Origin of the sequence: Shewanella goraebulensis, from assembly GCF_030252245.1 — a bacterium.
GTDB lineage: Bacteria > Pseudomonadota > Gammaproteobacteria > Enterobacterales > Shewanellaceae > Shewanella > Shewanella goraebulensis.
This window is the reverse complement of sequence record NZ_CP126972.1, coordinates 461,180-481,974: the sequence shown is the minus strand read 5'-3', so window position 1 is coordinate 481,974 and position 20,795 is coordinate 461,180. Positions and strand designations below refer to the sequence as shown.

General features: G+C 39.8%; 19 protein-coding genes. 10 read left to right on the top strand and 9 right to left on the bottom strand.

Translation table 11 applies throughout. The features are described 5' to 3' along the window. The first annotated feature begins 121 nt into the window (after window positions 1-121). Entirely contained in the window at window positions 122-718 is a 597-nt protein-coding gene (locus QPX86_RS02075) for a response regulator transcription factor (RefSeq protein ID WP_220753741.1), read from the top strand. 158 nt (window positions 719-876) lie between these two features. On the opposite strand, the gene QPX86_RS02070 is transcribed toward QPX86_RS02075, so the two are convergent. From QPX86_RS02070 to QPX86_RS02055, 4 genes are all read right to left on the bottom strand, one after another. Continuing rightward, window positions 877-1,404 carry a hypothetical protein gene (locus QPX86_RS02070; RefSeq protein WP_119967861.1) on the bottom strand — a complete coding sequence of 176 codons (528 nt, stop codon included), beginning with the start codon at window positions 1,402-1,404 and terminating at the stop codon, window positions 877-879. Window positions 1,405-2,752: 1,348 nt separating this feature from the next. Then, window positions 2,753-3,490 carry a fumarate reductase iron-sulfur subunit gene (locus QPX86_RS02065; RefSeq protein WP_192021647.1) on the bottom strand — a complete coding sequence of 246 codons (738 nt, stop codon included), beginning with the start codon at window positions 3,488-3,490 and terminating at the stop codon, window positions 2,753-2,755. Then, window positions 3,490-5,478 carry a fumarate reductase flavoprotein subunit gene (locus QPX86_RS02060; protein ID WP_285163960.1) on the bottom strand — a complete coding sequence of 663 codons (1,989 nt, stop codon included), beginning with the start codon at window positions 5,476-5,478 and terminating at the stop codon, window positions 3,490-3,492. Before QPX86_RS02060 ends, QPX86_RS02065 begins: the two co-directional genes overlap by 1 nt. 68 nt (window positions 5,479-5,546) lie before the next feature. Further along, window positions 5,547-6,287, bottom strand: coding sequence for a fumarate reductase cytochrome b subunit (locus tag QPX86_RS02055; RefSeq protein WP_220753737.1), 741 nt, complete (start codon window positions 6,285-6,287; stop codon window positions 5,547-5,549). A 380-nt stretch (window positions 6,288-6,667) separates the two neighbouring features. Here QPX86_RS02055 and prmA point away from each other — a divergent pair, with 380 nt between their 5' ends. The 5 genes from prmA (at window position 6,668) to QPX86_RS02035 (ending at window position 10,132) form a co-directional block, all read left to right on the top strand. Next, the gene (prmA, locus tag QPX86_RS02050; RefSeq protein ID WP_285163959.1) at window positions 6,668-7,549 is read left to right on the top strand and encodes a 50S ribosomal protein L11 methyltransferase; all 882 of its coding nucleotides are present in this window, start codon (window positions 6,668-6,670) and stop codon (window positions 7,547-7,549) included. Window positions 7,550-7,722: 173 nt separating this feature from the next. Beyond that, window positions 7,723-8,691, top strand: a complete 969-nt coding sequence (dusB, locus tag QPX86_RS02045) for a tRNA dihydrouridine synthase DusB (RefSeq protein ID WP_285163958.1) — start codon at window positions 7,723-7,725, stop codon at window positions 8,689-8,691. A gap of 18 nt (window positions 8,692-8,709) precedes the next feature. Continuing rightward, window positions 8,710-9,018 carry a DNA-binding transcriptional regulator Fis gene (gene fis, locus QPX86_RS02040; RefSeq protein WP_055023591.1) on the top strand — a complete coding sequence of 103 codons (309 nt, stop codon included), beginning with the start codon at window positions 8,710-8,712 and terminating at the stop codon, window positions 9,016-9,018. A 510-nt stretch (window positions 9,019-9,528) separates the two neighbouring features. Beyond that, complete coding sequence (locus QPX86_RS20670; RefSeq protein ID WP_407696615.1) at window positions 9,529-9,687, top strand: HNH endonuclease; 159 nt, start codon at window positions 9,529-9,531, stop codon at window positions 9,685-9,687. Window positions 9,688-9,742: 55 nt separating this feature from the next. After that, the gene (locus tag QPX86_RS02035; protein WP_285163957.1) at window positions 9,743-10,132 is read left to right on the top strand and encodes a (deoxy)nucleoside triphosphate pyrophosphohydrolase; all 390 of its coding nucleotides are present in this window, start codon (window positions 9,743-9,745) and stop codon (window positions 10,130-10,132) included. A gap of 857 nt (window positions 10,133-10,989) precedes the next feature. Here the strand turns inward: QPX86_RS02035 and QPX86_RS02030 are convergent. After that, the gene (locus QPX86_RS02030) at window positions 10,990-11,865 is read right to left on the bottom strand and encodes a YDG/SRA domain-containing protein (protein ID WP_285163956.1); all 876 of its coding nucleotides are present in this window, start codon (window positions 11,863-11,865) and stop codon (window positions 10,990-10,992) included. Between the two features lie 383 nt (window positions 11,866-12,248). On the opposite strand from QPX86_RS02030, the gene QPX86_RS02025 reads away from it, so the two are divergent. After that, on the top strand, window positions 12,249-12,986 hold the full coding sequence (locus tag QPX86_RS02025) for a DNA/RNA non-specific endonuclease (RefSeq protein WP_285163955.1): 738 nt from the start codon (window positions 12,249-12,251) through the stop codon (window positions 12,984-12,986). 198 nt (window positions 12,987-13,184) lie between these two features. Here QPX86_RS02025 and QPX86_RS02020 read toward each other — a convergent pair whose 3' ends face one another. The 3 genes from QPX86_RS02020 to QPX86_RS02010 all read right to left on the bottom strand — a co-directional run bounded on the left by QPX86_RS02020 (window position 13,185) and on the right by QPX86_RS02010 (window position 16,486). After that, a complete protein-coding gene (locus tag QPX86_RS02020; protein ID WP_285163954.1) occupies window positions 13,185-13,916 on the bottom strand; it encodes a DUF2971 domain-containing protein in 732 nt (243 codons plus the stop codon). 131 nt (window positions 13,917-14,047) lie between these two features. Further along, window positions 14,048-14,974 carry a DUF2971 domain-containing protein gene (locus tag QPX86_RS02015; protein ID WP_285163953.1) on the bottom strand — a complete coding sequence of 309 codons (927 nt, stop codon included), beginning with the start codon at window positions 14,972-14,974 and terminating at the stop codon, window positions 14,048-14,050. A gap of 603 nt (window positions 14,975-15,577) precedes the next feature. Continuing rightward, window positions 15,578-16,486 (bottom strand): restriction endonuclease, encoded by a 909-nt coding sequence (locus tag QPX86_RS02010; RefSeq protein WP_285163952.1) that lies wholly within the window; start codon window positions 16,484-16,486, stop codon window positions 15,578-15,580. 548 nt (window positions 16,487-17,034) lie between these two features. Between QPX86_RS02010 and QPX86_RS02005 the strand changes: the two genes are divergently transcribed. From QPX86_RS02005 to QPX86_RS01995, 3 genes are all read left to right on the top strand, one after another. Continuing rightward, on the top strand, window positions 17,035-17,649 hold the full coding sequence (locus tag QPX86_RS02005; protein ID WP_285163951.1) for a hypothetical protein: 615 nt from the start codon (window positions 17,035-17,037) through the stop codon (window positions 17,647-17,649). 130 nt (window positions 17,650-17,779) lie between these two features. Continuing rightward, window positions 17,780-17,989 carry a helix-turn-helix transcriptional regulator gene (locus tag QPX86_RS02000; RefSeq protein WP_285163950.1) on the top strand — a complete coding sequence of 70 codons (210 nt, stop codon included), beginning with the start codon at window positions 17,780-17,782 and terminating at the stop codon, window positions 17,987-17,989. Between the two features lie 434 nt (window positions 17,990-18,423). Beyond that, entirely contained in the window at window positions 18,424-18,912 is a 489-nt protein-coding gene (locus tag QPX86_RS01995; protein WP_285163949.1) for a YagK/YfjJ domain-containing protein, read from the top strand. Window positions 18,913-19,309: 397 nt separating this feature from the next. On the opposite strand, the gene QPX86_RS01990 is transcribed toward QPX86_RS01995, so the two are convergent. Beyond that, window positions 19,310-20,590 carry a tyrosine-type recombinase/integrase gene (locus QPX86_RS01990; protein ID WP_285163948.1) on the bottom strand — a complete coding sequence of 427 codons (1,281 nt, stop codon included), beginning with the start codon at window positions 20,588-20,590 and terminating at the stop codon, window positions 19,310-19,312. Window positions 20,591-20,795 lie beyond the last annotated feature (205 nt).

Genomic DNA, 20,795 nt, shown 5'->3' with positions numbered 1-20,795 from the left:
TTACGATGGGCAACATCTGCGCAACGTGATGCAATTCATGGTTTGTATAAAATTAGTTAGCATATCGATTCAAACTGAGATACTTATCAATGATGCATTCAAAACGTTGCAAGGAATACACATGCAAACTGACATTCATTGCCCAGTCTATTTAGTCGATGATGATGAAGCCATTATCGATTCAATATGCTTTTTAATGGAAGGATTCGGTTATCAGCTAACCAGCTTTAACTCTGGAGACGCCTTTCTCGCTCAGGTTGATTTGTCATTAGCAGGTTGCGTTATTTTAGATGCCAGAATGCCTGGACTTAGCGGCCCAGAAGTACAGCAATTATTGAATGAAGCGAAAAGCCCATTGTCGATTATATTCTTAACAGGACATGGCGATGTGCCCATGGCAGTGGATGCCTTCAAACAAGGCGCTTTTGATTTTTTCCAGAAACCAGTACAAGGCAAAGTGCTAGCGCAATCCATAGAAAAAGGGCTGCTATACAGCGTTAAACAACATTGGAAAATGCACAATTTGGCTTTGATTGATGCCCTATCTGAGCGTGAACATCAAATATTCAAACTGGTCATTGCAGGCAACACCAACAAACAAATGTCTAACGAATTATGTGTGGCAGTCAGAACTATCGAAGTTCACCGCTCAAAGTTAATGGAAAAACTCGGCGTGCAAAATATTGCCGAGTTAATGAAGCTGGCACCTTTGGTTTAGCTTTATCTAGCAATGAATAAAATTGGAAGATTATTTCTGGACATAAATGAGTTTGTAATATCTACTTAAGCGCAAAAATATTATTGGCTAACATGTAGAACGGAGTGAAAACAGCTAACTTTATTTGTTCTGTTTTGAAGTTCTTGTTAGCACTGATATTAATCCATTGTTTTTAAAATATAAAACTTTTCAAACTCTTCCCACGAGTATTTTCCAACACCATCGTTGTAAGGGGTACATACCGGGTTATCTTTCATTTTATCTACAATCCAAGAGTGAAACTTTTGATCTTTATTTAACTCCCAGAATATTTTGGTAGGCTTTCCATTTGAATGGAAATAATTACCCAATAAATTAAGCTGCCCTAAGTAATTAGAGCAATTATCTACGACAACAAACCTAACATTCCCTTTTGGGGCTGACAAACTTACATCTTTAAATGGATTGTAGTTGACTAATTCATATGTTCCTGATGGTAAATATGCTACAAAAAAAGAGCCATTTAAATACTTTAATTTGACAGATTTTATTTCATTGGTATCTATGTTACGTACTTTAACAGTAGCATAAGAGGGAATTGTTAATTTCATTACAACAAGGTTTTCCCCTACTTTAGGCTTACCTGCGCATGCGAATAAACAAATAGATAGCAAACTTGTGATTATGATTTTTAAATTTAATGACAATTTATTCTCCTAACCTGTAAAACGCACTAACGCCGCATTAAGCGGGCTAAAATTGTGGGTTAAAATGTGAAGCGAAAATTAGTTAGGTCAGAGTAAACTTAATAGGGTTGGCGATAGACACATTTTATTGAATGGCTTCTTCTTCCCTAAATGGCGTACCCGATGATTGTATTCGAGGTTACCCAACTCTGTCCTTAAGTGGTTATTACTTTAATATAACTTATGCCATTAATTCAATGTTTTACTTGGTTTTCATTAACTAAGTTATCGAAGGTCATCACTTCAATCTGATCCATTGCCTGCCGCAGGCGCTGTATAGGATATACGAATGTCGCGATCACATGGGTGTGAAAGAGAGACCTTTTATACAGATACATCCAAGACACGCCGTAAACACATCCATGTGGGCTCTGCGAAAACATCCATGTTTTCGAAGATCTTGAACGCATCTACACTGGGATTATTGCCTCTTCGATTTGACTGTATTCGTGACAATTTAAAGAACTAAAAGGCTCAATTTGAATTGAGGACGTTGAAGAAAATAGCGTGATGCTCACATGGATGTGAGCATAGCTTTCGCGGTGCATGGATGCACCATCGGAAGCGTTAGCATTTTCGAATAAGTCTGAAGTTAGCAACAAACGAAGTTTAAAGCTGGATCAATCCCCATCGAAAATTATGCGCTTTCCAGCATTTTTCGTTAGGGGCGCTGAGGGTTTGTTAAGGGGGACAAGCGCTTTCCCCCTTGACTCTGGTGTGGGCGAAGCGCCACGACGTTAATCCAAACGGAGTTTGGAAATCCAGTATGAAATCCATATATCTAAAACTAATATTAACTAAGAACCAAGACGTAGATTTTTCAAAATAGTAAACAAGGAAAGGGGCGTAAATGATTTACGAACAGCAACTATGTAATTCATTTATCTCTACTCAATTATCGAAGACCATCACTTCAATCTAATCCATTGCCTACGGCTGGGATGTTCAGGACGAACAAAATGTCGCGATTACATGGATGCGAAAGAGCGGCCTTATGTGCAGAAACAAACGAAGTTAAAAGCTGGAACAATCCCCCGTTGGAAATCTTTCGCCGTATTGTCAATAAAGAGTGAAAATTTCGCCGAGGCTGCTGGGGAGATGCAAGAGGGGTGAGCAGTTTCACCCTTCTTGCTCAGGTGTGGGCGAAGCGCCACGACGTTAATCCAAACTTCGTTTGGAAATAAAAGAAAGAAACCTGAGGTCTAAATCTGGTGTGAACTAAGTACCGTGACCTTGATTTGTTCAAAATGACAAACAAAAAAGCCGCTTACCTATGCAGATATGCGGCTTTAAAATGTTTAGCGATTTATTAACAGCTCACAATCGTTTGCGCCATCTTACGTCTTAGGTAAGCGATTTGCTGCATATGCGGTAAGTCTTTCGGGCAAGCATCTTGGCAACCCAATAAGGTCATACAACCAAATACACCATCTTGATTACCAATGACGTGATAGAAATCTTCCGCTGTGCGGGTATCACGGCTATCCATTTCAAAACGAGCTATTTTCATCATACCCACAGCGCCAACAAAAGTGTCTTTCATTTGTTTGGTCGCACACGCAGAAACACACACACCACATTCAACGCAGCGCTCTAATTCATATAACTTAGCCGCTTCAGCTGGATCCATTGGGTTTTCTAAGCGGTGAATGTCGATATCATTACTGTCTGGTTGCAGCCACAGTTGTAAACGCTCTGCCAGCTCACGCATAAACTTACCAGTATTCACCGATAAATCGCCAATTAGCTCGAATCCTGGTAATGGCATAAGTTTAATTTTGCCATCAGGGAAATTAGCCGTCAGCGTGCGACACGCCAGCGTTGGCTTGCCATTAATCACCATTGCGCAGCTGCCACAAATGCCTGCACGACAAACAAAGTCGAACTGCAAAGAAGGATCTTGTTGTTCACGGAGCAAGTTTAATGCAATAAACACCGTCATTCCTGGCGCTTCAGTGATCTCGTAAGTCACCATCTTTGGCTTATCGTTAGGATCTTGTGGATCATAACGAAAGATTTCAAAACTAATAGTACGTGGGCTGCTCATTACTTCTCTCCCGACACTGAAACAGTGTCACTTAATCTTTCATTACGAGGACGTAATGTTTCAGGTAAATCGAATGGCATGATGGCTGCTTGCTTATCAAAGCGGTCGGCATCATCACCTAATTCGGCAAGAATATCGGCAATCTGCGCTTCACGCGCTGCGGTATCAGGATGCGCCACCGCATTATCATTACCATAGCCGCGATAACCTGGTGGCAATTCCATCTTCATCACATCTAGCTGTTCGTAACTTAACTTAGGTTCTAGAGCATTTTCATCTGGCCAGGTTGATAATGTGCGGTTTAGCCACTCTTTATCGTTACGTTGCGGGTAATCTTCACGGGCATGAGCGCCGCGACTTTCTGTGCGAGCATTTGCACCACATGCAACCGTTAAGGCAACACGCAGCATACGTGGCACCCTCAAGGCTTCAACTAGCTCAGGGTTAGCGTGACGTTTTTTGCACTTAAGACCGATATTTTTACTGCGTGTCAGCAGGTCTTTTAGCTCAGTTACCGCTTTTTCAAGTTCAGTACCGTTACGGAAAATACCCACGTAATCCATCATAATGCGCTGCATGGCTAATTTAATTTCAAAGACATTTTCAGTGCCTTTACCCACTAACAACTCATCAATTTCATGTTGCATCTTGCTCATGCTGGCTTCAATCTCACCAGTGTTGATTTCAAGGGTATTCTTTTCACAAAAATCGGCCACATACTTACCGATAATCATGCCGCCAACTACGGTTTCTGCTAGTGAGTTACCGCCTAAACGGTTAAAGCCATGCATATCCCAACAGGCTGCCTCACCGACACTGAATAAACCTGTAAGCTGCGGACTTTCACCGGTAGCATTAGTACGAATACCGCCCATTGAGTAATGCTGAGTCGGTCTTACTGGGATCCAATCTTTCGCAGGGTCGATACCGAGGAAGTTTTCACAAATCTCTTTGACCTCACGTAAATTGGTCTCAACATGCTTGCGGCCAAGCAGAGTAATATCGAGCCATAAGTGTGGGCCATAAGGGCTATCAACACCTTTACCTTTACGCATATGCTCGGTCATGCGGCGTGATACTACGTCACGTGATGCAAGCTCTTTCTTTTCTGGCTCATAGTCAGGCATAAAGCGATGACCATCTTTGTCTCTAAGCAGTCCGCCATCACCACGACACCCTTCAGTTGTCAAAATCCCTACAGGCACAATGGCTGTTGGGTGGAATTGCACCGCTTCCATGTTCCCTAGCGTTGCAACGCCTGTATCTAATGCCAATGCTTGGCCAATACCTTCACAGATAATTGCATTGGTAGACACTTCGTAAATACGACCATAGCCGCCAGTAGCAATAGTGGTTGCCTTGCCAATATAGGCACGTAATTCACCTGTAATTAAACAGCGTGCAATCACACCGTGACAGCGTTTGCCATCATGGATAAGTGATAAAGCTTCAATACGTTCATGAACAGGAATGTCCATTTCAATGGCTTTGTTATCTACTGCGTATAGCAATGAATGGCCTGTACCGTCAGCGGTATAGCATGTACGCCACTTTTTAGTACCACCAAAGTCACGGGCATTAATTAAACCATGGGCTTTTTCTGCTTCGGTAATGGTGACCTTTTCTGCATTTACCACCACTTGGCGATCACCAGCAGTAATACGTGACCAAGGTACCCCCCAGTTAGCCAGTTCACGCACTGCTTTTGGCGCGCAATGGGCAAACATTCTTGCTACGTCTTGATCGCAGCCCCAATCAGACCCTTTTACAGTATCTTGGAAATGGACATCTTCATCGTCGCCCATACCTTTTACAGTATTACCAAGGCTGGCTTGCATGCCGCCTTGAGCCGCTGCTGAGTGAGAGCGCTTAGCAGGGATTAGCGATAACACCACGGTATCTAAACCACGTTCTTTTGAAGCAATAGCAACGCGCAAACCAGCAAGGCCTGCGCCAACGACTAATGAGTCTGTATAAATTATTTTCACGGGTATTCCTTAAATTCGATACGAGGTTAATGGCATATGTGACTCATTAACCTAAAACTCTTAAGCCTCTAACTCGGCACAAAAGGAGTCACTGGTAACTCCAACGATTGACCAATCACGATGTAAGTCATCAAACTTGCGATACCAATAATCATCAAGTAAATCACCATAAACTTGGCAAGTTTTAACGCTGCCATTCGCTTAGTGGTAATGCCCCACTTAACGGCAACGCGGTATAAGCCAAACATTGCATGGATAACAACGGCAGGAAGCAGTAATACATACAGCATCCACACATCTTGGTGGTAAACACGCTCTGCTGATAAATGCGGACCAATCGCAGGATTAGTGATCATGTCGTAGAGATGAACTGGCGCGAGGAAGAATAATAAGAAGCCAGTAATCAGCTGCCAGAACCAAATTTTAGTATCTTGATGCGGCATAATAGTCATTTGGCTGCGTAGTGCTCGCCATTGTTGAATTTGCGCAGGAAAACGTCTTAACGCGAACGCTGCATGGATGATCACCACCAGCAACATAAACGCGGAAATAAATTTAGTGAGCACAGGAAAACCATGTCCTGTTTCGCTAAAGATGCCACCTTCTAGAAAGTGACCAACATGATAAAAGGCCTCTTTACTGATCAATATGCTCGACTCAAAGTGCAAGTGCATAATGATGAAGAAGCCTAACAACAACCCGGTAGCACTTTGTAATTTATCGGCTCTGGCTGCCCAAATCGGGTTCAAATACCCTTTTGACGAAACGTCATGAATTTTTTGTGTTTGAGTTTGCGATGAAGCAGTCATAGTTTCCATGCCTGTATGACATATTTCTGGTGAAATCAGCTTATCAGCTATCCCTACTTCTCCTCGGCTATAAAAATTAAACCGTGATCAAGCTCACCTACCATTCATCGGCTTTTAGAACTTGATCACAGTCACATATTGTTCAAATATAAGAACTCAAAATTTTACTTAACTTTCATTAATTTATAGTGACATTCAAACAGAACCAATGTTTAAGTGATTTCATCATGGATATTAATAGCTTAAAGATTAACCATACGATAAAAGTGCTAAAACAGCCGTTTCAATGCAAATAAGCAATATTTCACTATCAAATGCTGCTGTTTTTCCCGCCAAGCAGGTACAATGCGCCATTAAATTATTCTCATAGGAAAAACTCCATGCCTTGGATTCAACTTCGCATTAGTACTAACAGCGACCATGCCGACGCGCTCGGTGACCTTTTAATGGAGCAAGGTTCAGTATCAATTACCTATGAAGATGGTAAAGACACCCCTATTTTTGAACCTAAGTTAGGTGAAACACCGTTATGGCAAGACACCATTGTGATTGCCTTATTTGATGCTGGTACTGACTTAAGCCCAACGGTGAGCTTTTTAGAAACCCTTCCTTATCTTGGTAAAAGGTTTAAACATAAAATCGAACAGATTGAAGACAAAGACTGGGTTCGCGAATGGATGGACAGCTTCCACCCAATAAAATTCGGTCAACGTTTATGGATATGCCCAAGCTGGCGCGACATTCCTGAGCCAGAGGCAGTAAACGTCATTCTTGATCCTGGTTTAGCTTTTGGTACAGGCACCCATGCTACCACCGCTTTATGTTTAGAGTGGTTAGACGGTTTAGACCTTTCAGATAAAGAAGTCATCGATTTTGGTTGTGGTTCAGGCATTTTGGCCATCGCCGCCCTTAAACTTGGCGCGAAAACTGTAACTGGCGTTGATATTGACTACCAAGCGATTGATGCATCGACCGCGAACGCTGAACGTAACGGCGTTGCAGACAAGCTAGCTTTATACTTACCAGAAAACCAACCAGAAAATCTGCAAGCGGATATCTTGGTTGCTAACATCCTTGCTGGCCCACTTCGCGAGTTAGCTCCACTAATTGCAGAAAAAGTTAAAACGGGCGGGAAATTAGCTTTATCAGGCCTCTTAGAAGAACAAGCAGAAGAAATCTCACAGTTTTATAGCCAATGGTTCATCATGGATGAAGCGGCTCACAAAGAAGACTGGAGTCGCTTGACAGGTACCCGCAAATAACGGTAAAGGCATTGCACCCCTTATGGCAGCTAGATCTGCGCTTAAGGGAGTGCAGAATACTCTCCAACTAAAAGTCAAGCAAAAAAGTTACATTTAGTTCATTTATTGACCTTTTCAGGAAGGCAAAAAAGGGCTAACATAGCGCCCCTTTGACGAGCAAGGTGAATAACTCAATGCAAATTGGCCCGTATCAACTGAAGAATCAGCTGATTGTGGCACCAATGGCAGGTGTCACCGATCGCGCTTTTAGAAACCTCTGTTTACGCTATGGCGCAGGTCTAGCTGTTTCAGAGATGCTTTCATCGAATCCTGAAGTTTGGGATACAGATAAAAGTCGCCAGCGCATGATGCATTCTGGTGAAGAAGGTATTCGCTCAGTACAAATCGCAGGTGCAGATCCTGAATTAATGGCAAACGCGGCCCAGTTCAACGTTGAACAAGGTGCGCATATCATTGATATCAATATGGGCTGCCCTGCAAAAAAGGTAAACAAAAAGCTCGCAGGCTCGGCATTAATGCAAGATCCCCAGCTAGTAAAAGAGATTTTACAGGCTGTTGTTAGTGCAGTTGATGTTCCTGTGACACTCAAGATCCGCACAGGTTGGCAACCTGAACATCGTAATGGTGTTGAAATTGCCCGCATTGCTGAAGATTGTGGTATCGCCTCTCTCGCCGTTCACGGTCGAACGAGGCAATGTATGTATAAAGGCTTTGCCGAATACGACACGATTAAAGCGATAAAACAAAATGTCTCACTCCCTGTTGTTGCCAATGGAGATATCGACAGCCCAGAGAAAGCTAAGTTCGTCTTAGATTACACTGGCGCCGATGCACTAATGGTAGGACGCGGAGCCCAAGGCAGACCGTGGATTTTTAGAGAAATCCACCACTACTTGGAAACAGGTAAAAAATTACCGCCAGTTGAGGCGAGCGAGCAGCGAGAAATCATGCTCGAACACCTGAACAAATTGTACGAATTGTACGGCGAATACAAAGGTGTCCGATTTGCCCGAAAGCATATGGGATGGTACCTAAACCAAGAAGAACAGCGACAGTTCCGTGCTGACTTTAATAGGCTTGAAACCGCTGAACAGCAATATTCCTTAGTGGAATGTTACTTTGATGAATTAGTAAATTTTTAATATAAAGAGCAGAATAGAATGTTTGATCAGACAACTACTAACACAGAAGTTCACCAGCTAACCGTAGGTAAGATTGAAACCGCTAACGGTACTATCAAGCCACAACTATTACGTGACGCAGTAAAGCGTGCAGTAACAAACTTCTTCTCTCAGTTAGACGGTCAAGAAGCGTCTGAAGTATATGAAATGGTTTTAAGTGAAGTTGAAGCACCATTACTAGACATCATCATGCAACACACTCGTGGTAACCAAACACGTGCTGCGAACATGTTAGGTATCAACCGTGGTACTTTACGTAAGAAATTAAAAAAATACGGCATGAACTAAGAAGCAATTCTTAATTCGTTGTATTAAAAAGGGTTAGCCAGAAATGGTTAACCCTTTTTTGTTAATAGTTACACGCATAGTTACACACACCAATATTTCATTTTTAATCTTATTATCATTTCAATTCGTAAAAGCTAAATGTTCTCAAAGTGCATGGTTGTATTTGCTAAGCATCTAATACTCCTCATATAACTACCACGCAATAAGAATAGGCAGCTAAATATCACACCATACTCGTCTCTAGCTTTAAAGCTTCGAACGTTATCTAAAACCTTGCCATCTTTCTAAAAATCATGTGGAACTATCGTTAAATAAATCAATTTAAAACAATTTGTTACCTACGAGGATTAGCATGAAAAAAGCTAAGCGACTCAACCTAAAGGAGTTAGTTAAACGCGCAAATCAATCAACTCGCAAGGTTAGCACTTCTGAACAAATTACCACCACTTATGAACGAAACCTTTGGGTCGTTGAGTATGAAAAAAGGTTAGCCAATGGAGTTTGCCAACTATGCTACCAGCCAGCCCCTTTCTTAATCAAAAAGATGAGCCTTATCTAGAGACACATCATATCGTGTGGCTATCCCGTAAAGGGGCCGATACTCCTGAAAATACAGTCGCTCTGTGCCCTAATTGCCATAATAAAATATATGTCCTCGACTTATCATAAGATGTAGCATTACTCACTAATCGAGTCACAGCCCTTATGAGTGCATCAAGATAAAATGAAAAAACATATAGAAGTGGTCGCAGCCATCATTCAGCGCGACGGTAAATACCTAGCTGTTCAACGTGGAGCTGTAAAGCTTGACTATATTAGCCATAAATGGGAATTTCCTGGTGGTAAATTAGAAGCCAACGAATCACTAGAAGCAGCAATAGAACGAGAATTGCAAGAAGAATTAAAAGTGGAAGTAAGTGGCCTGAGCCTCCTCATAACGGTTAAGCATGAATATCCTGATTTTCATATCATCATGCATTGCTTTTTGTGCCAGTTAGAAACAAAAGAAGTAACACTCACTGAGCATATTGATTCACGCTGGCTCAGCCGTGCCGAACTATGGGATGTTGATTGGGCTGCTGCGGACATTCCAGCGGTAAAGGAATTAGCTTAAAAAGGGTATCTAATGATTTTGAGTCAGTCGGCTGGCTAAATTCAAGTAAGTCGGATAGTCACAGAAGCAATCTAGGAGGTCATTAATTCAAAGTGATTTCGGATTAGCGTAAGTATGGAAACATTGCCAGAAAAAAGCAGGCCCTTTCTCTGCCCGTTTAATAATGGCATAGGCGAGCCTTGACTATAAGTTTACCCACCGATATTGTAGAAAAGTCTAGTAATTGTGATGAGCTTTTCTGTATCGGATCGACGAAATGACATTCATGTATTCAAATCGAAGGGCTTAAATGCCACATCTTCATTTGGGTTTTGTAATGTTTTTCAGCGATGAGTATTCCATGAAAAGATTTCTAATTCCTGCCTACTTATGCCTTATTATGGCAATTTTAAGCTTTATTATTTTTAGCTATCTTGTGATTAACAATAACCCACAGGCTGAACTTGCAACTAAACTAGCTATCGCTTTTGTTGGTTCAACGGTTACTATCCTTGGTTATTGTCAATTCAAAAGTAAACCCATAAAAAAAAACTAGAGGACGTTACCGAAAAAAAACATAAATCACTGTGTTTAAGTAAAATGGGCACAATGAAAATCTTAACTTGGTGCGTTGTGCTAGCCCTATATGGCTAGCACGCTACAAGGCATTACGTCCCTAAATGGAACGTATTTCTGGGCAATTCAGAGTTGCTAATTTTTATAAGGCTGGAATATTTCGAATAACCTCTACTATGGCAAGGTATATGAATTACTTACAACGTAGTGGTCAAAGCCACTAAGCCACTAAGCCACTAAGCCACTAAGCCACTAAGCCACTAAGCCACTAAGCCACTAAGCCACTAAGCCACTTCAGTATTTTAATATCCATGGCAGCTTCTATGGTATTTCAAGTTCACTAATTTGATTTTATGTTCAGCGTGAACAGTTAACCGGCCTGACAATCCCCCTAGCAGGTTGAAATCATCATCAATTGAAAAACTCCCTCTATCGAACATCACATGGTGATTCGGACATAAACATAATAAATTATCAGTGCAGTCATCTCCGTTATGAGGTTTACCTATAGGCTTAACATGGGCGCCTTCAGCATAGAAACCGACTTTGGTAGGAATGGCAATCAGGCATACTTGGCACTTAAAAGCATACAATTTTTTCAAATTATTAGATATTTTGGTATCTCTTATAATTCGTAAAATTGTACCTTCCTTTCTTCTGACTTCTTTTTTCTCATAATCTAATTCGATATCTTCTGGCGTCAGTCGTTTTGGATTACCACCACAGTAAACTAAACGGAACCGGCATATCTTAAGTCCACTCTTGCCCTGCTCTTCCCATGCGTCAACAACGGTATACAGTCCGGCATATGTATAGCCAGAATTAGGTGAAAGGTCTGACAGATGTTTATGACCTCTAATAACTCTAACAGGGAGACTTTGATCCATGCTAATTAGTAAGCCTGCGTTACCTCGGTTCTTCCACGATTGATGCTCTATTTGCTTGCCTGTATTAGGGTCATTTCCACCAGCCCCGGTGTAGATGATGTAGTCATCATGATCTTCATCATCTTCATATCCTCCGGAAAGAACAACAGCTGCGACACCTTCATTACCGTTTCCATCAATTCCAGCCCCCCAATTTCGATGAAAGCTTGATGGCATCATCTCTCTTCGACCTGGAAACCAGTCACCTTCAGCTATACCTTCCACCTCACCAAATATTATTGTTCTTGGCATATATTTTCCTTATCAGCAGCGATGCATCAAACATTCAACAACAATAACAGAACAAACAATTACTTATTACTTATTACTTATTACTTATTACTTATTACTTATTACTAGCTTCAACCCTATTTCCTATCCCGCTGCTTGAGTAACTATTAGTCTGTACAAGTTTATTGCTCTTACCACTAACTTTTGCTAACTAGCTAATACGGTAGTGGAGTGGTATGGATAATTTGGCCACTATATTGAAAGTGATAATAGATAGCTTAAGGTAAGTACAGACTGCTAAACTTCAATATATATCGATTTCAAATACAATTTTGGGCAAAATATTTAATGGGGAATCAAGGTGTATGCTAGCTTGTAATATACGTTCTTAAATGGATTTAATAATGATTAAATGGATAATATTAGCTTTTCTGCTTTGTACCTCTGCTCATGCTGTAGAAATACGCACTCCTAACTGCCCTTTAGGATGCCCTAGTCTTGAAATAGAAGGTAATGTCGTCATACTTGAGCGTTTATATGCCTTGTCTCAAAATAAGCAAACTCAGTTCGCTGATTGGGTTGCTTATGAAGTCGATGTTCTTAATTTTGGTGTCACCACTAACCGCACCTGGAAAAACAATCCTCTCCTGGATGAAGATGAACGTTTAGAGAAAAGTGACTACACAGATGCATCCAATAAACTCGATGTAGACCGTGGGCACCAAGCGCCGCTAGCAAGCTTTGTTGGTAGTCGATATTGGTCAACCCTGAACTACTTATCCAATATCACACCTCAAGCCAAAGCCTTAAATCAAGGCCCTTGGAAGAACCTAGAAGAAGCTGTTAGAGGTGCTGTAGGGTTTCGTGACAACCTTTTTGTCATTACGGGCACTCTTTACAACAAACCCATGAACGGGCTGCCTAAGGCCGAAGAGTCCCACTCTATACCATCCGATTACTACAAAATTGTTTATGACAATAAAGGCAATTCAGCAGCATTTTTAATGAGCCAAACGTTAACCCGTAGTACCGATTTCTGCTCCACAAAGAAACCAATGTCAGAATTAAGAAAAATAGTGCCTTATTCTCTACCAATCGAGTTGAAAGACCAAAGTGATATTTTAAGTAGATTAGGATGTTAATACGTTAATCAATCGTCTAATTGGAACTCACTTGTGGACAAAAGCTTGTTAGAGTTAAAGCACTCAAAGTGATGAGTCTAATTAAGAAATGTATGGCAAGTGGATATATGGTAACGCCCGCTTAAGTGGTGAAAAACGTGTGCTAAAATTGAGCAAAGCGAAATGAGCGCGCGTTTTGAGTCCATCTTAAAGCGTTTGTTATGTGATTTTTCTGGATTTAATCCCAAAGTCATTTTGTTTTAACTCAGCTTGGAACAACTTGATATCCGTACCTGCGATTAATTTTTTTACAATTTCTATATCCATTTGTGATGATCTAGCACCAAAGGTTACCGACTTGATTTTTCCTGGTAGTGGATAAACTTTGCCACCTAATGGTTTAAATGTCCGCCACTCTTTTTCATATTCCCATTGCTTAGACTTTGTATACAAAACCCGCTTTAAAGAGGAGTTAAATTGGTCACTATCTAGCAAAACATTTGAGCTTAATGAAGGGTAACTTTGCGTGTATTTAACCTTATTAGTTTCGTCAGGGTTACCCAACGCATTATTCTCATTTCGATCCAATTCGATACAAATGCCTTTATGGTTATCGGCATAATGAGACCACATTAGAATATCAGCAGCACTCTCAGCTAATGAAACGATCCCAAAATTTTTCAACTTGCCTTGAAAAACATCGATATCTGAAGATACGTTTTTCAGCTCAAACGCTATAATTTCAGGGTCATCAGGGAAGGCTCTTGTGACTTTGCCCGCATCAGTAGAAGGAGCTATAGCTGTACTTCTCATAAAAGAGCATTGGGTATCAAACGGATCATTGAACGACTCAGGTAAAGCATAATAAATACGCTCGGAAGCGATAATATCCAATGTAAACTGGTTCATCGGCTTATACTTATACAAGGAAGCTATTTCAGGATTTTTCATTATTATTTTCCACAATATTTCCGCATTTTCGCCTTATCACATAACGCCCCAATCAGAGGCAATAAAATAGCTGGTTATAATTGGCGACGAAGGAGCAAAACCAGCTGTTTTTTGTCCTTTGAATTGGCTTGTTATGTTTGAGAACAGCTAGCTTCTACGTTCAGTAATTGTCTCTCAACAGTACCGTTTTTCAACTTCATTTGATAAAACTTACAGTCATAACCTTCTGAATAAACTACATTTATAATTTTTTCAATATCGTTTTGCTGAGTTCTAGCTCCAAATGTTACTGATTTAACACTTTCTTTAGAAATTGGAACGTCAGTGTGTGAGGAATCAGATTGATATTCAGCAGTTGTTTCAAACTTGTTTGTGCGTAAATCAAGCTTTGAAGTTATTTGACCAAAACTTTCGCTAAACATGAACCTGTACTCGTTCTCATGTACCCAATTGCTTCGTTTTGAAAAAATGATATCTTTGATCATTAGTTCTTTTACTTCTGCTGTTTCTCCATATAAGAGCATATCTAACGGCTTGGAAAGAGGGGCTATATTTTCATGATATCTAACGCTACCTTTCCTCAATAGGTAAGGCTCCTCTTTATACACACTTTCAAGTTCAATTACACACCCATAATGCTGGTCAGCATAATAAGCCCACATAAGGTTGTTATCATATTCGGTTGTCACACATAGGATTCGAAAACAATTTAATAAGCCTTTGTTTATATACTCGTGATGTATATTTCTATGACTCATTAAAAGCTCTTCTGGTAGAAACGGAGCGCTTTCTCCTCTTTTAATATACATTTTAAACATTTCAATTAGCATCATAGTTTCATTGCTAAATCGACGAATATCAAACAGCATACAGCCGCTCGCGCACAACTCGACTATTTTTTTGTATGAACTAAATGCATGCAAATATTGCTCTTCAGTGAACGGTGTAAACTGACATTCCTCAATATCATTAAAGAGTAAAGGGCTTGACCAACGTAACGATTGGTTTTTTAGAACAATTTCAGCAGTCGAAGTGGTTGTATATTTATAGAAAGTCATAAAAAGAATTCAATCCATTGCATAGAAAACATAACAGCTTATTATACGGCTCGCCTGATAAAGTCGGCCGTTTAAGTTATTGATTTATAACATCCTACTTTCTCTATATCTTTGATGTAAAGCAATAAAATTCTCTTGGCATCCTAAAACAAACCGAGCTTGCGCGTTAAAGTCGCTTAAAAAATAAGTGATGAAATTTATTTCCAACATTATCAGACAATTATAGATTTTTAGTTAAGCATGAATTACGACTTTAGACTTATTTGATGAGCTGTTTGATTTAAATTAAGCCAAATCTCATTAGACCTGTATATAAAAACAGTTCATTAGATTGTGCAATCTAGGCTGTAAGGATGGGAACTGTAAAAAAGCAATTTCATTTAAATGTTTATGGAAAACGAAGATAAGCATTCTTAAATAGAGCTTTGGTTCTAACTAACTTTGGGGCAAAAATAAGCCAACATAGGTCTCCCTGACAGGCCCAAGGAAGTTGCGATAATTACCTGTATCAGTAAGATATAACGTTAAATTTGATGCAAAGAGCTGATGTAATGTGGAAAGCGCCAAAAGCATGAAGTCAGCTGTTGACGCCATAGTCTCTTGTTAAGTTCGTTTTTCAATTAACCAACTAATTAGGCCTGCATTTATAACTAAATCAGCGATCCTCGAAATATCCCATACTGTAACGCTAGGATCATCAATGACCGGCGCATTGTTTCCGTTGAAGGTATGATAAACAAAGTACATTTCATCATACTGTTTATACTCTTTATATATTTCATAATATTCTTGCAACTGCTTTGAATTTGTTGTTGATTTAACTTGTACAAATGCTCGTTTTTGCGACACCGGTGAGAATACATCTAAATCAATGTCTTTTTCAGTTCTACCTAAAACGGATATTCGCTGCCAGCCTGATTGAGAAAAAATTAAATCTATTAATAATTCAAAATCGCTCCACCACAGACCTTTGATTAAGTCTTCTACATTATTTTTCAGTAATAATAGGGAGTTTTTAGCAGCTTCAACTTCTGGTTGTGGTTCACCGTTAATCTTCCGAATAAGGTAGTCTTGTAGCTCTACACTACAGATTGTCCCTCTATAACCTTGAACTTTCGTAACACGCCCATCAATGTTTTCGATAGACAGAGGGTTACCTTGCTTATCACATGAATTCCAAGCTCCAATAACTTTTCGCACTCGGCTCCCATCTTCAAGTTCTATTACTTCTTCTTTTGCATGGCACCAGTACAACTTTCTTTGATAAAAAGTAACCCAAAGATCTGCTTCAGAAAGCTCGTAGAAATCTCTGATTTGGTTAATATCTCTTGTTGCAGCTCCTGAATTATTTTTTCTCTCTCCCAGCCAAAAATTACGGACTGCATCCCAATGACCATTCAGAGATTCATTATGAAACGGGCTGTTATAACCTAGACGAACAACTTGATCGCTTTCAAGACAGGATTTTTCCCATTTACCTGCATCACCAAGTTTTATATACCGAATTTTCATAAGACCCCAAAGAACTTAGGATTTGTATAGTGCGCATGTATTTAGCAAAACGCGCGTCCACATTTAACAAACCTATTATTTAAGCCTTACTAAAGTAAAGCCATTGATTTATAAGCACTCTACCAGAGTTATATTGAATAAACGAGTACGAAAAATTACATAGTGAGCATTGATATTGATGTCTTATCTAAAGCAGTCAGTAGCAATCACTTATCGATTAGAAAAAGTAGGTCTACAGGCTCGTCACTATGCTGTACTACCTACCATTTGAAACTCATTTTGGGGCAGAAATGTGTTGGCCACGCTAACTTGAAAATGGACAAAAACAAGCTTAACTAATGACTAAACAATTACTCTTTTAAAGCCTGCGCTGGTGGCCTGCTAAATCAAGATATCATAGCTACCTCAAACTTTTTAATAACCTGTCCCAGAACCCTCCATTTTTCCTCGCTTAATTTTTTAGTGTGTATTTCTGTGATCCAACGCTGTTGCTTCATATTGTTCGCCTATGTATTTTTATCGACTAAATACATGGAAAAGCATTTAATATGACGAAGATAACGATAAAACGCAGCATTCGTAAAGATGACTTAGCGAGCAATCGCAACTCAGTAAATCAAGCCGTTTCCAATTTGATAGATAGCCAAGTCAATATCCTTGCCCTCAACGGTTTTTTAAACTCACTGCAATTGTCACCAAAGGATGCTGTGACTGAATTGGACAGATATTCAGAGGCACATCCTGATTCACTTCGTAAAGCTTGCCACCCATTTGCAACCGCTCCAGCCGAAGACGTTCAAAGCCTAAAGTTAATATCAGATACGTATAACACTCTTAATGCGGTCAAAGCTGATAGCCAGCTCGATGGTATAGCACAGGGTTCAGCTGCTAACGGTAGGATTGAGAAAAAACTGAAAAGCCAACGAGCAAGCAGCTACCGTAAAGGCAACGGCAACCATGCTAGAAAACAAAGGACTGCACCTTTATATGACTACCTTGACAGGCTAAGAGCTGAAAAAGGCGAACAATACTTATTAGGCACTACAAATGCCGCATTAGCACGCGCCTACCTATCTTCGTTAGATAAAGGCCAGACAGTAGAGGCTAGAACCTTCGCCAATTATATAAAGCAATATAAAATAGAGATGCCAGTCACACTTTAAATCGGTAATAACTAAGTCGGTAAATCACAGTGTTACTTACCTGTACCTTAAATACGCTCCTCCAATATAGTAAACGCATCAAAACGTACTGAGACGTACAAAAACCAATCACTATATCAAAGGAATAAATATGTTTAAATTCAATCCACTACCGCAAATGTTAACCCAGAAGCAAGTTTGTGAGTCCTTAGGCGTTGGCAGAACATGGCTTTGGCGAGCTGAAAAGGAAGGTCGCTATCCCAAGGGAGAGCGATTGAGTAAACGATGTGTAAGATACCGAGCTGACCTTCATACACAGTTTATCAGCGGAACCTTAGGTGATGCGGCAAACGATGATTGATTAGCACAGGGTTTAACAAAGTTTATGGCTCCTTTCGGAGTCATATTTTTATCTAATCTAACCTATTAATTTAGAGCCAGAACACGTTCGCTAAATTAATACACAGACCATGCACTATAAGTTAATGATAAATAACAACTTAAATAAAAACATTATGAACATAAACAAACTAAAACAACAGTTTGGGGCTTATTACCCTCGTTATTCCAATGATAAAGCACTACGATGCTTGTTATCACTACTACAACGCAATAGAACTGTGGCTGCATCTGGGGGGTATTTAATAATATCTTCCCCTGCTTTATCTTGGAGAACTTTAAGAATATTAGCCCTTTCTGTACGTAATCTATATGTACATTAGTCATTTACCAGTATTGGATTTTCATGGAGTTACTTGGAAGGTAAATTCCAAACCATCAGGAATTTATCCAGCAATGGCTAAGAAATTTATAAGTCAGCTGATCAATATGCTCAGCCATTACCTACGTGTTCACGTTATTAGATTCGATCTCCACCAGCGTGATTTCAATTCAGACAATAAGCGAATGACCATTTTTAACCGCAGACTATTCCGTCGTTTAAAGGCCGCTTATCAAATTAAGAAAATTGGGTACTGCTGGGTACGCGAGCATGACACAGCAAATGCTCAGCATTATCACTATGTTCTTTTTCTTGATGGGCGGCTCATACAGTACCCACAAAAGGTATTAGATATGGTGAATGAAGTTTGGAGCGATATGGCTGGTACTAGTTTTACTCCGAAAAACTGCTATTACAATTTAAGCCGTGATAACTTTGATTTAATCCAAGCTGTCGTTTACCGCATAAGTTATTTTGCAAAAGTTGCAGGTAAAAACCATCGTCCTCCACAAACAAATAACTATTCCACAAGCCGAATAAAACCCAATGTACTTAAAGGATGACAATATGTAGGTGCGGATGATGTAAAACCCAAAAAATTTAGAGGCATTAGCGATTCCAACATTTACGCCGCCTATCTTCGACTCTTGATTGAAATGGCCTAGCTATGTAGCAGTAACTAGCTTTTTGGCATTGGTAGTTAGCACATGCTGGTGGAAGGTACTTATCAAAAAATCTCTAGAATATTAATCCTGTATTAAATAATCACAGTCAAAACGAAACGGAACAGCAAAAATAATCCAACCCCAAACATAACGATAAACAATTGATTTTAAAGATAGTGAAGATGTAAAACGTAAAATACGTGATCCATTTTGAATGAGACGAAATGGATCACTTAATCTAAGTAATTTGTCTAGTTAACATCGTTTAAAAATACCTGAGTCTAGGTTGTATAGACTAGGCTCTTACACTTTTACTCAGCATCAATACATTATCCGTATCGCCACGCAGCAACTCTAATCTTTCTTGCCACTTATTCAGAGCATCCAGTTTTTCTGGTAAATATTGGCTACGATTATAAATACCTGAAACACCCTGTATTGAGTGACCAAGCAATGCTTCTACGACATGAGGTGCAACCCCTATATCATTGAGCCCAGTGGCAACAGTACGTCTCAAATCATGGAAGCTCCAAGCTTGTTCATGACCTAAAAGCTTATATATTTTCCCACCCCAACTACTAACTGTTTCACTGCGCTTTAATTCACCTAGTAAATATCCGTTGCTACTTTGTTCGCAAAGATTTTTCAGCATATGAATTAACTCATTTGGTATAGGACGCTTAATCTCACCACTCTCACCTTTAGCCTGGTCTTTATCGCGTGTTTTATTATGTGCAGCAGGTACTGTCCAAACTCTCGTTTCAAAGTTGAATTCTTTAGTTTCAGCCAACCTTAACTCTTGAGTGCGGCAGCCAAATGATATTAGCAGCAACGTTAAATTGCGGTAATACGGCATCATCTTGCCTGTACCCAACCACTTAATGAGATCCTCAAGTCTTTGCCAGCTATCATCCTCCACCAGCCGCTGAGAGCGTTTGCTCTGCTTGCTTGCACCTATATCAACAAAATCAATATCAAATATGCTCCGATCTAGCTCATAACCCCTTTTGTCGCAAAATTTGAGTGCCTGCTGTAAGTTTCTTAGAACATAACCAGCAGCTACTGGATATTGTTTTGAACGCATTCTTATCGTATTTATCCAGTGAGCTTTTTTAATATTCCCTAAGGGCAAACGGCCTAACTCAGGAATTAACCATTTATTGAACTGCTGTCTATGTTTTAGTGAATTAGTGCGCTTTTCTGTTGCATATTCATTAATCCAATAATCTAAAGCATCAGAAACAGTAATAGGCTTGAGGGTCTTTTCCAACGCTAAGGCCACTTCAACTTTTGGGTCCTTCCCATCCGCCAACCATGACTTAAATTCATCTCGTTTTTTTCTAGCCTTAGCAATTGTTAAGTCTGGATAGTTCCCCAAAACAATTGTTTCAGGGTTACTTGTTCGATCACCTATTCGATATCGAAAAAGCCAATTCATATTATTTTGCTTGCTTACTTTTGACGGGCTTGCTCGGATACTCAACCCCAGTCCATCACTTTGAGTAACAGGTTTAGATATTTTCTTTCGTAGGAGCATTTCAAGCGTCGTATTAGTTAGCTTATCTTTTACTGCCACCCCGGCCTCCATAGTTACACGCAGTTACACGCATAGTTACACACAAGAGATAGTCTAACCTGAAACAACAAAAAACAAAACATCACACAATAAACACACAACACACTGAAATTAAGAGAAATAAAATACAAACAAAACCCAAATCAGAACAATAAAAAACCAACCAACACATACAACTAGATAATACGGCATGAACTAAGAAGCA

Excerpts from the sequence above, each read along its gene's own strand:
- QPX86_RS02000 (WP_285163950.1), top strand. The coding sequence starts at position 17,780 with ATGTTTAAATTCAATCCACTACCGCAAATGTTAACCCAGAAGCAAGTT.
- QPX86_RS02015 (WP_285163953.1), bottom strand. The coding sequence starts at position 14,974 with ATGACTTTCTATAAATATACAACCACTTCGACTGCTGAAATTGTTCTA.
- QPX86_RS02055 (WP_220753737.1), bottom strand. The coding sequence starts at position 6,287 with ATGACTGCTTCATCGCAAACTCAAACACAAAAAATTCATGACGTTTCG.
- QPX86_RS02025 (WP_285163955.1), top strand. The coding sequence starts at position 12,249 with ATGATTAAATGGATAATATTAGCTTTTCTGCTTTGTACCTCTGCTCAT.
- fis (WP_055023591.1), top strand. The coding sequence starts at position 8,710 with ATGTTTGATCAGACAACTACTAACACAGAAGTTCACCAGCTAACCGTA.
- QPX86_RS02075 (WP_220753741.1), top strand. The coding sequence starts at position 122 with ATGCAAACTGACATTCATTGCCCAGTCTATTTAGTCGATGATGATGAA.
- QPX86_RS02035 (WP_285163957.1), top strand. The coding sequence starts at position 9,743 with ATGAAAAAACATATAGAAGTGGTCGCAGCCATCATTCAGCGCGACGGT.
- QPX86_RS01995 (WP_285163949.1), top strand. The coding sequence starts at position 18,424 with ATGGCTAAGAAATTTATAAGTCAGCTGATCAATATGCTCAGCCATTAC.
- QPX86_RS02065 (WP_192021647.1), bottom strand. The coding sequence starts at position 3,490 with ATGAGCAGCCCACGTACTATTAGTTTTGAAATCTTTCGTTATGATCCA.
- QPX86_RS02010 (WP_285163952.1), bottom strand. The coding sequence starts at position 16,486 with ATGAAAATTCGGTATATAAAACTTGGTGATGCAGGTAAATGGGAAAAA.
- QPX86_RS02005 (WP_285163951.1), top strand. The coding sequence starts at position 17,035 with ATGACGAAGATAACGATAAAACGCAGCATTCGTAAAGATGACTTAGCG.
- dusB (WP_285163958.1), top strand. The coding sequence starts at position 7,723 with ATGCAAATTGGCCCGTATCAACTGAAGAATCAGCTGATTGTGGCACCA.
- QPX86_RS02030 (WP_285163956.1), bottom strand. The coding sequence starts at position 11,865 with ATGCCAAGAACAATAATATTTGGTGAGGTGGAAGGTATAGCTGAAGGT.
- prmA (WP_285163959.1), top strand. The coding sequence starts at position 6,668 with ATGCCTTGGATTCAACTTCGCATTAGTACTAACAGCGACCATGCCGAC.
- QPX86_RS20670 (WP_407696615.1), top strand. The coding sequence starts at position 9,529 with ATGCTACCAGCCAGCCCCTTTCTTAATCAAAAAGATGAGCCTTATCTA.
- QPX86_RS02020 (WP_285163954.1), bottom strand. The coding sequence starts at position 13,916 with ATGAAAAATCCTGAAATAGCTTCCTTGTATAAGTATAAGCCGATGAAC.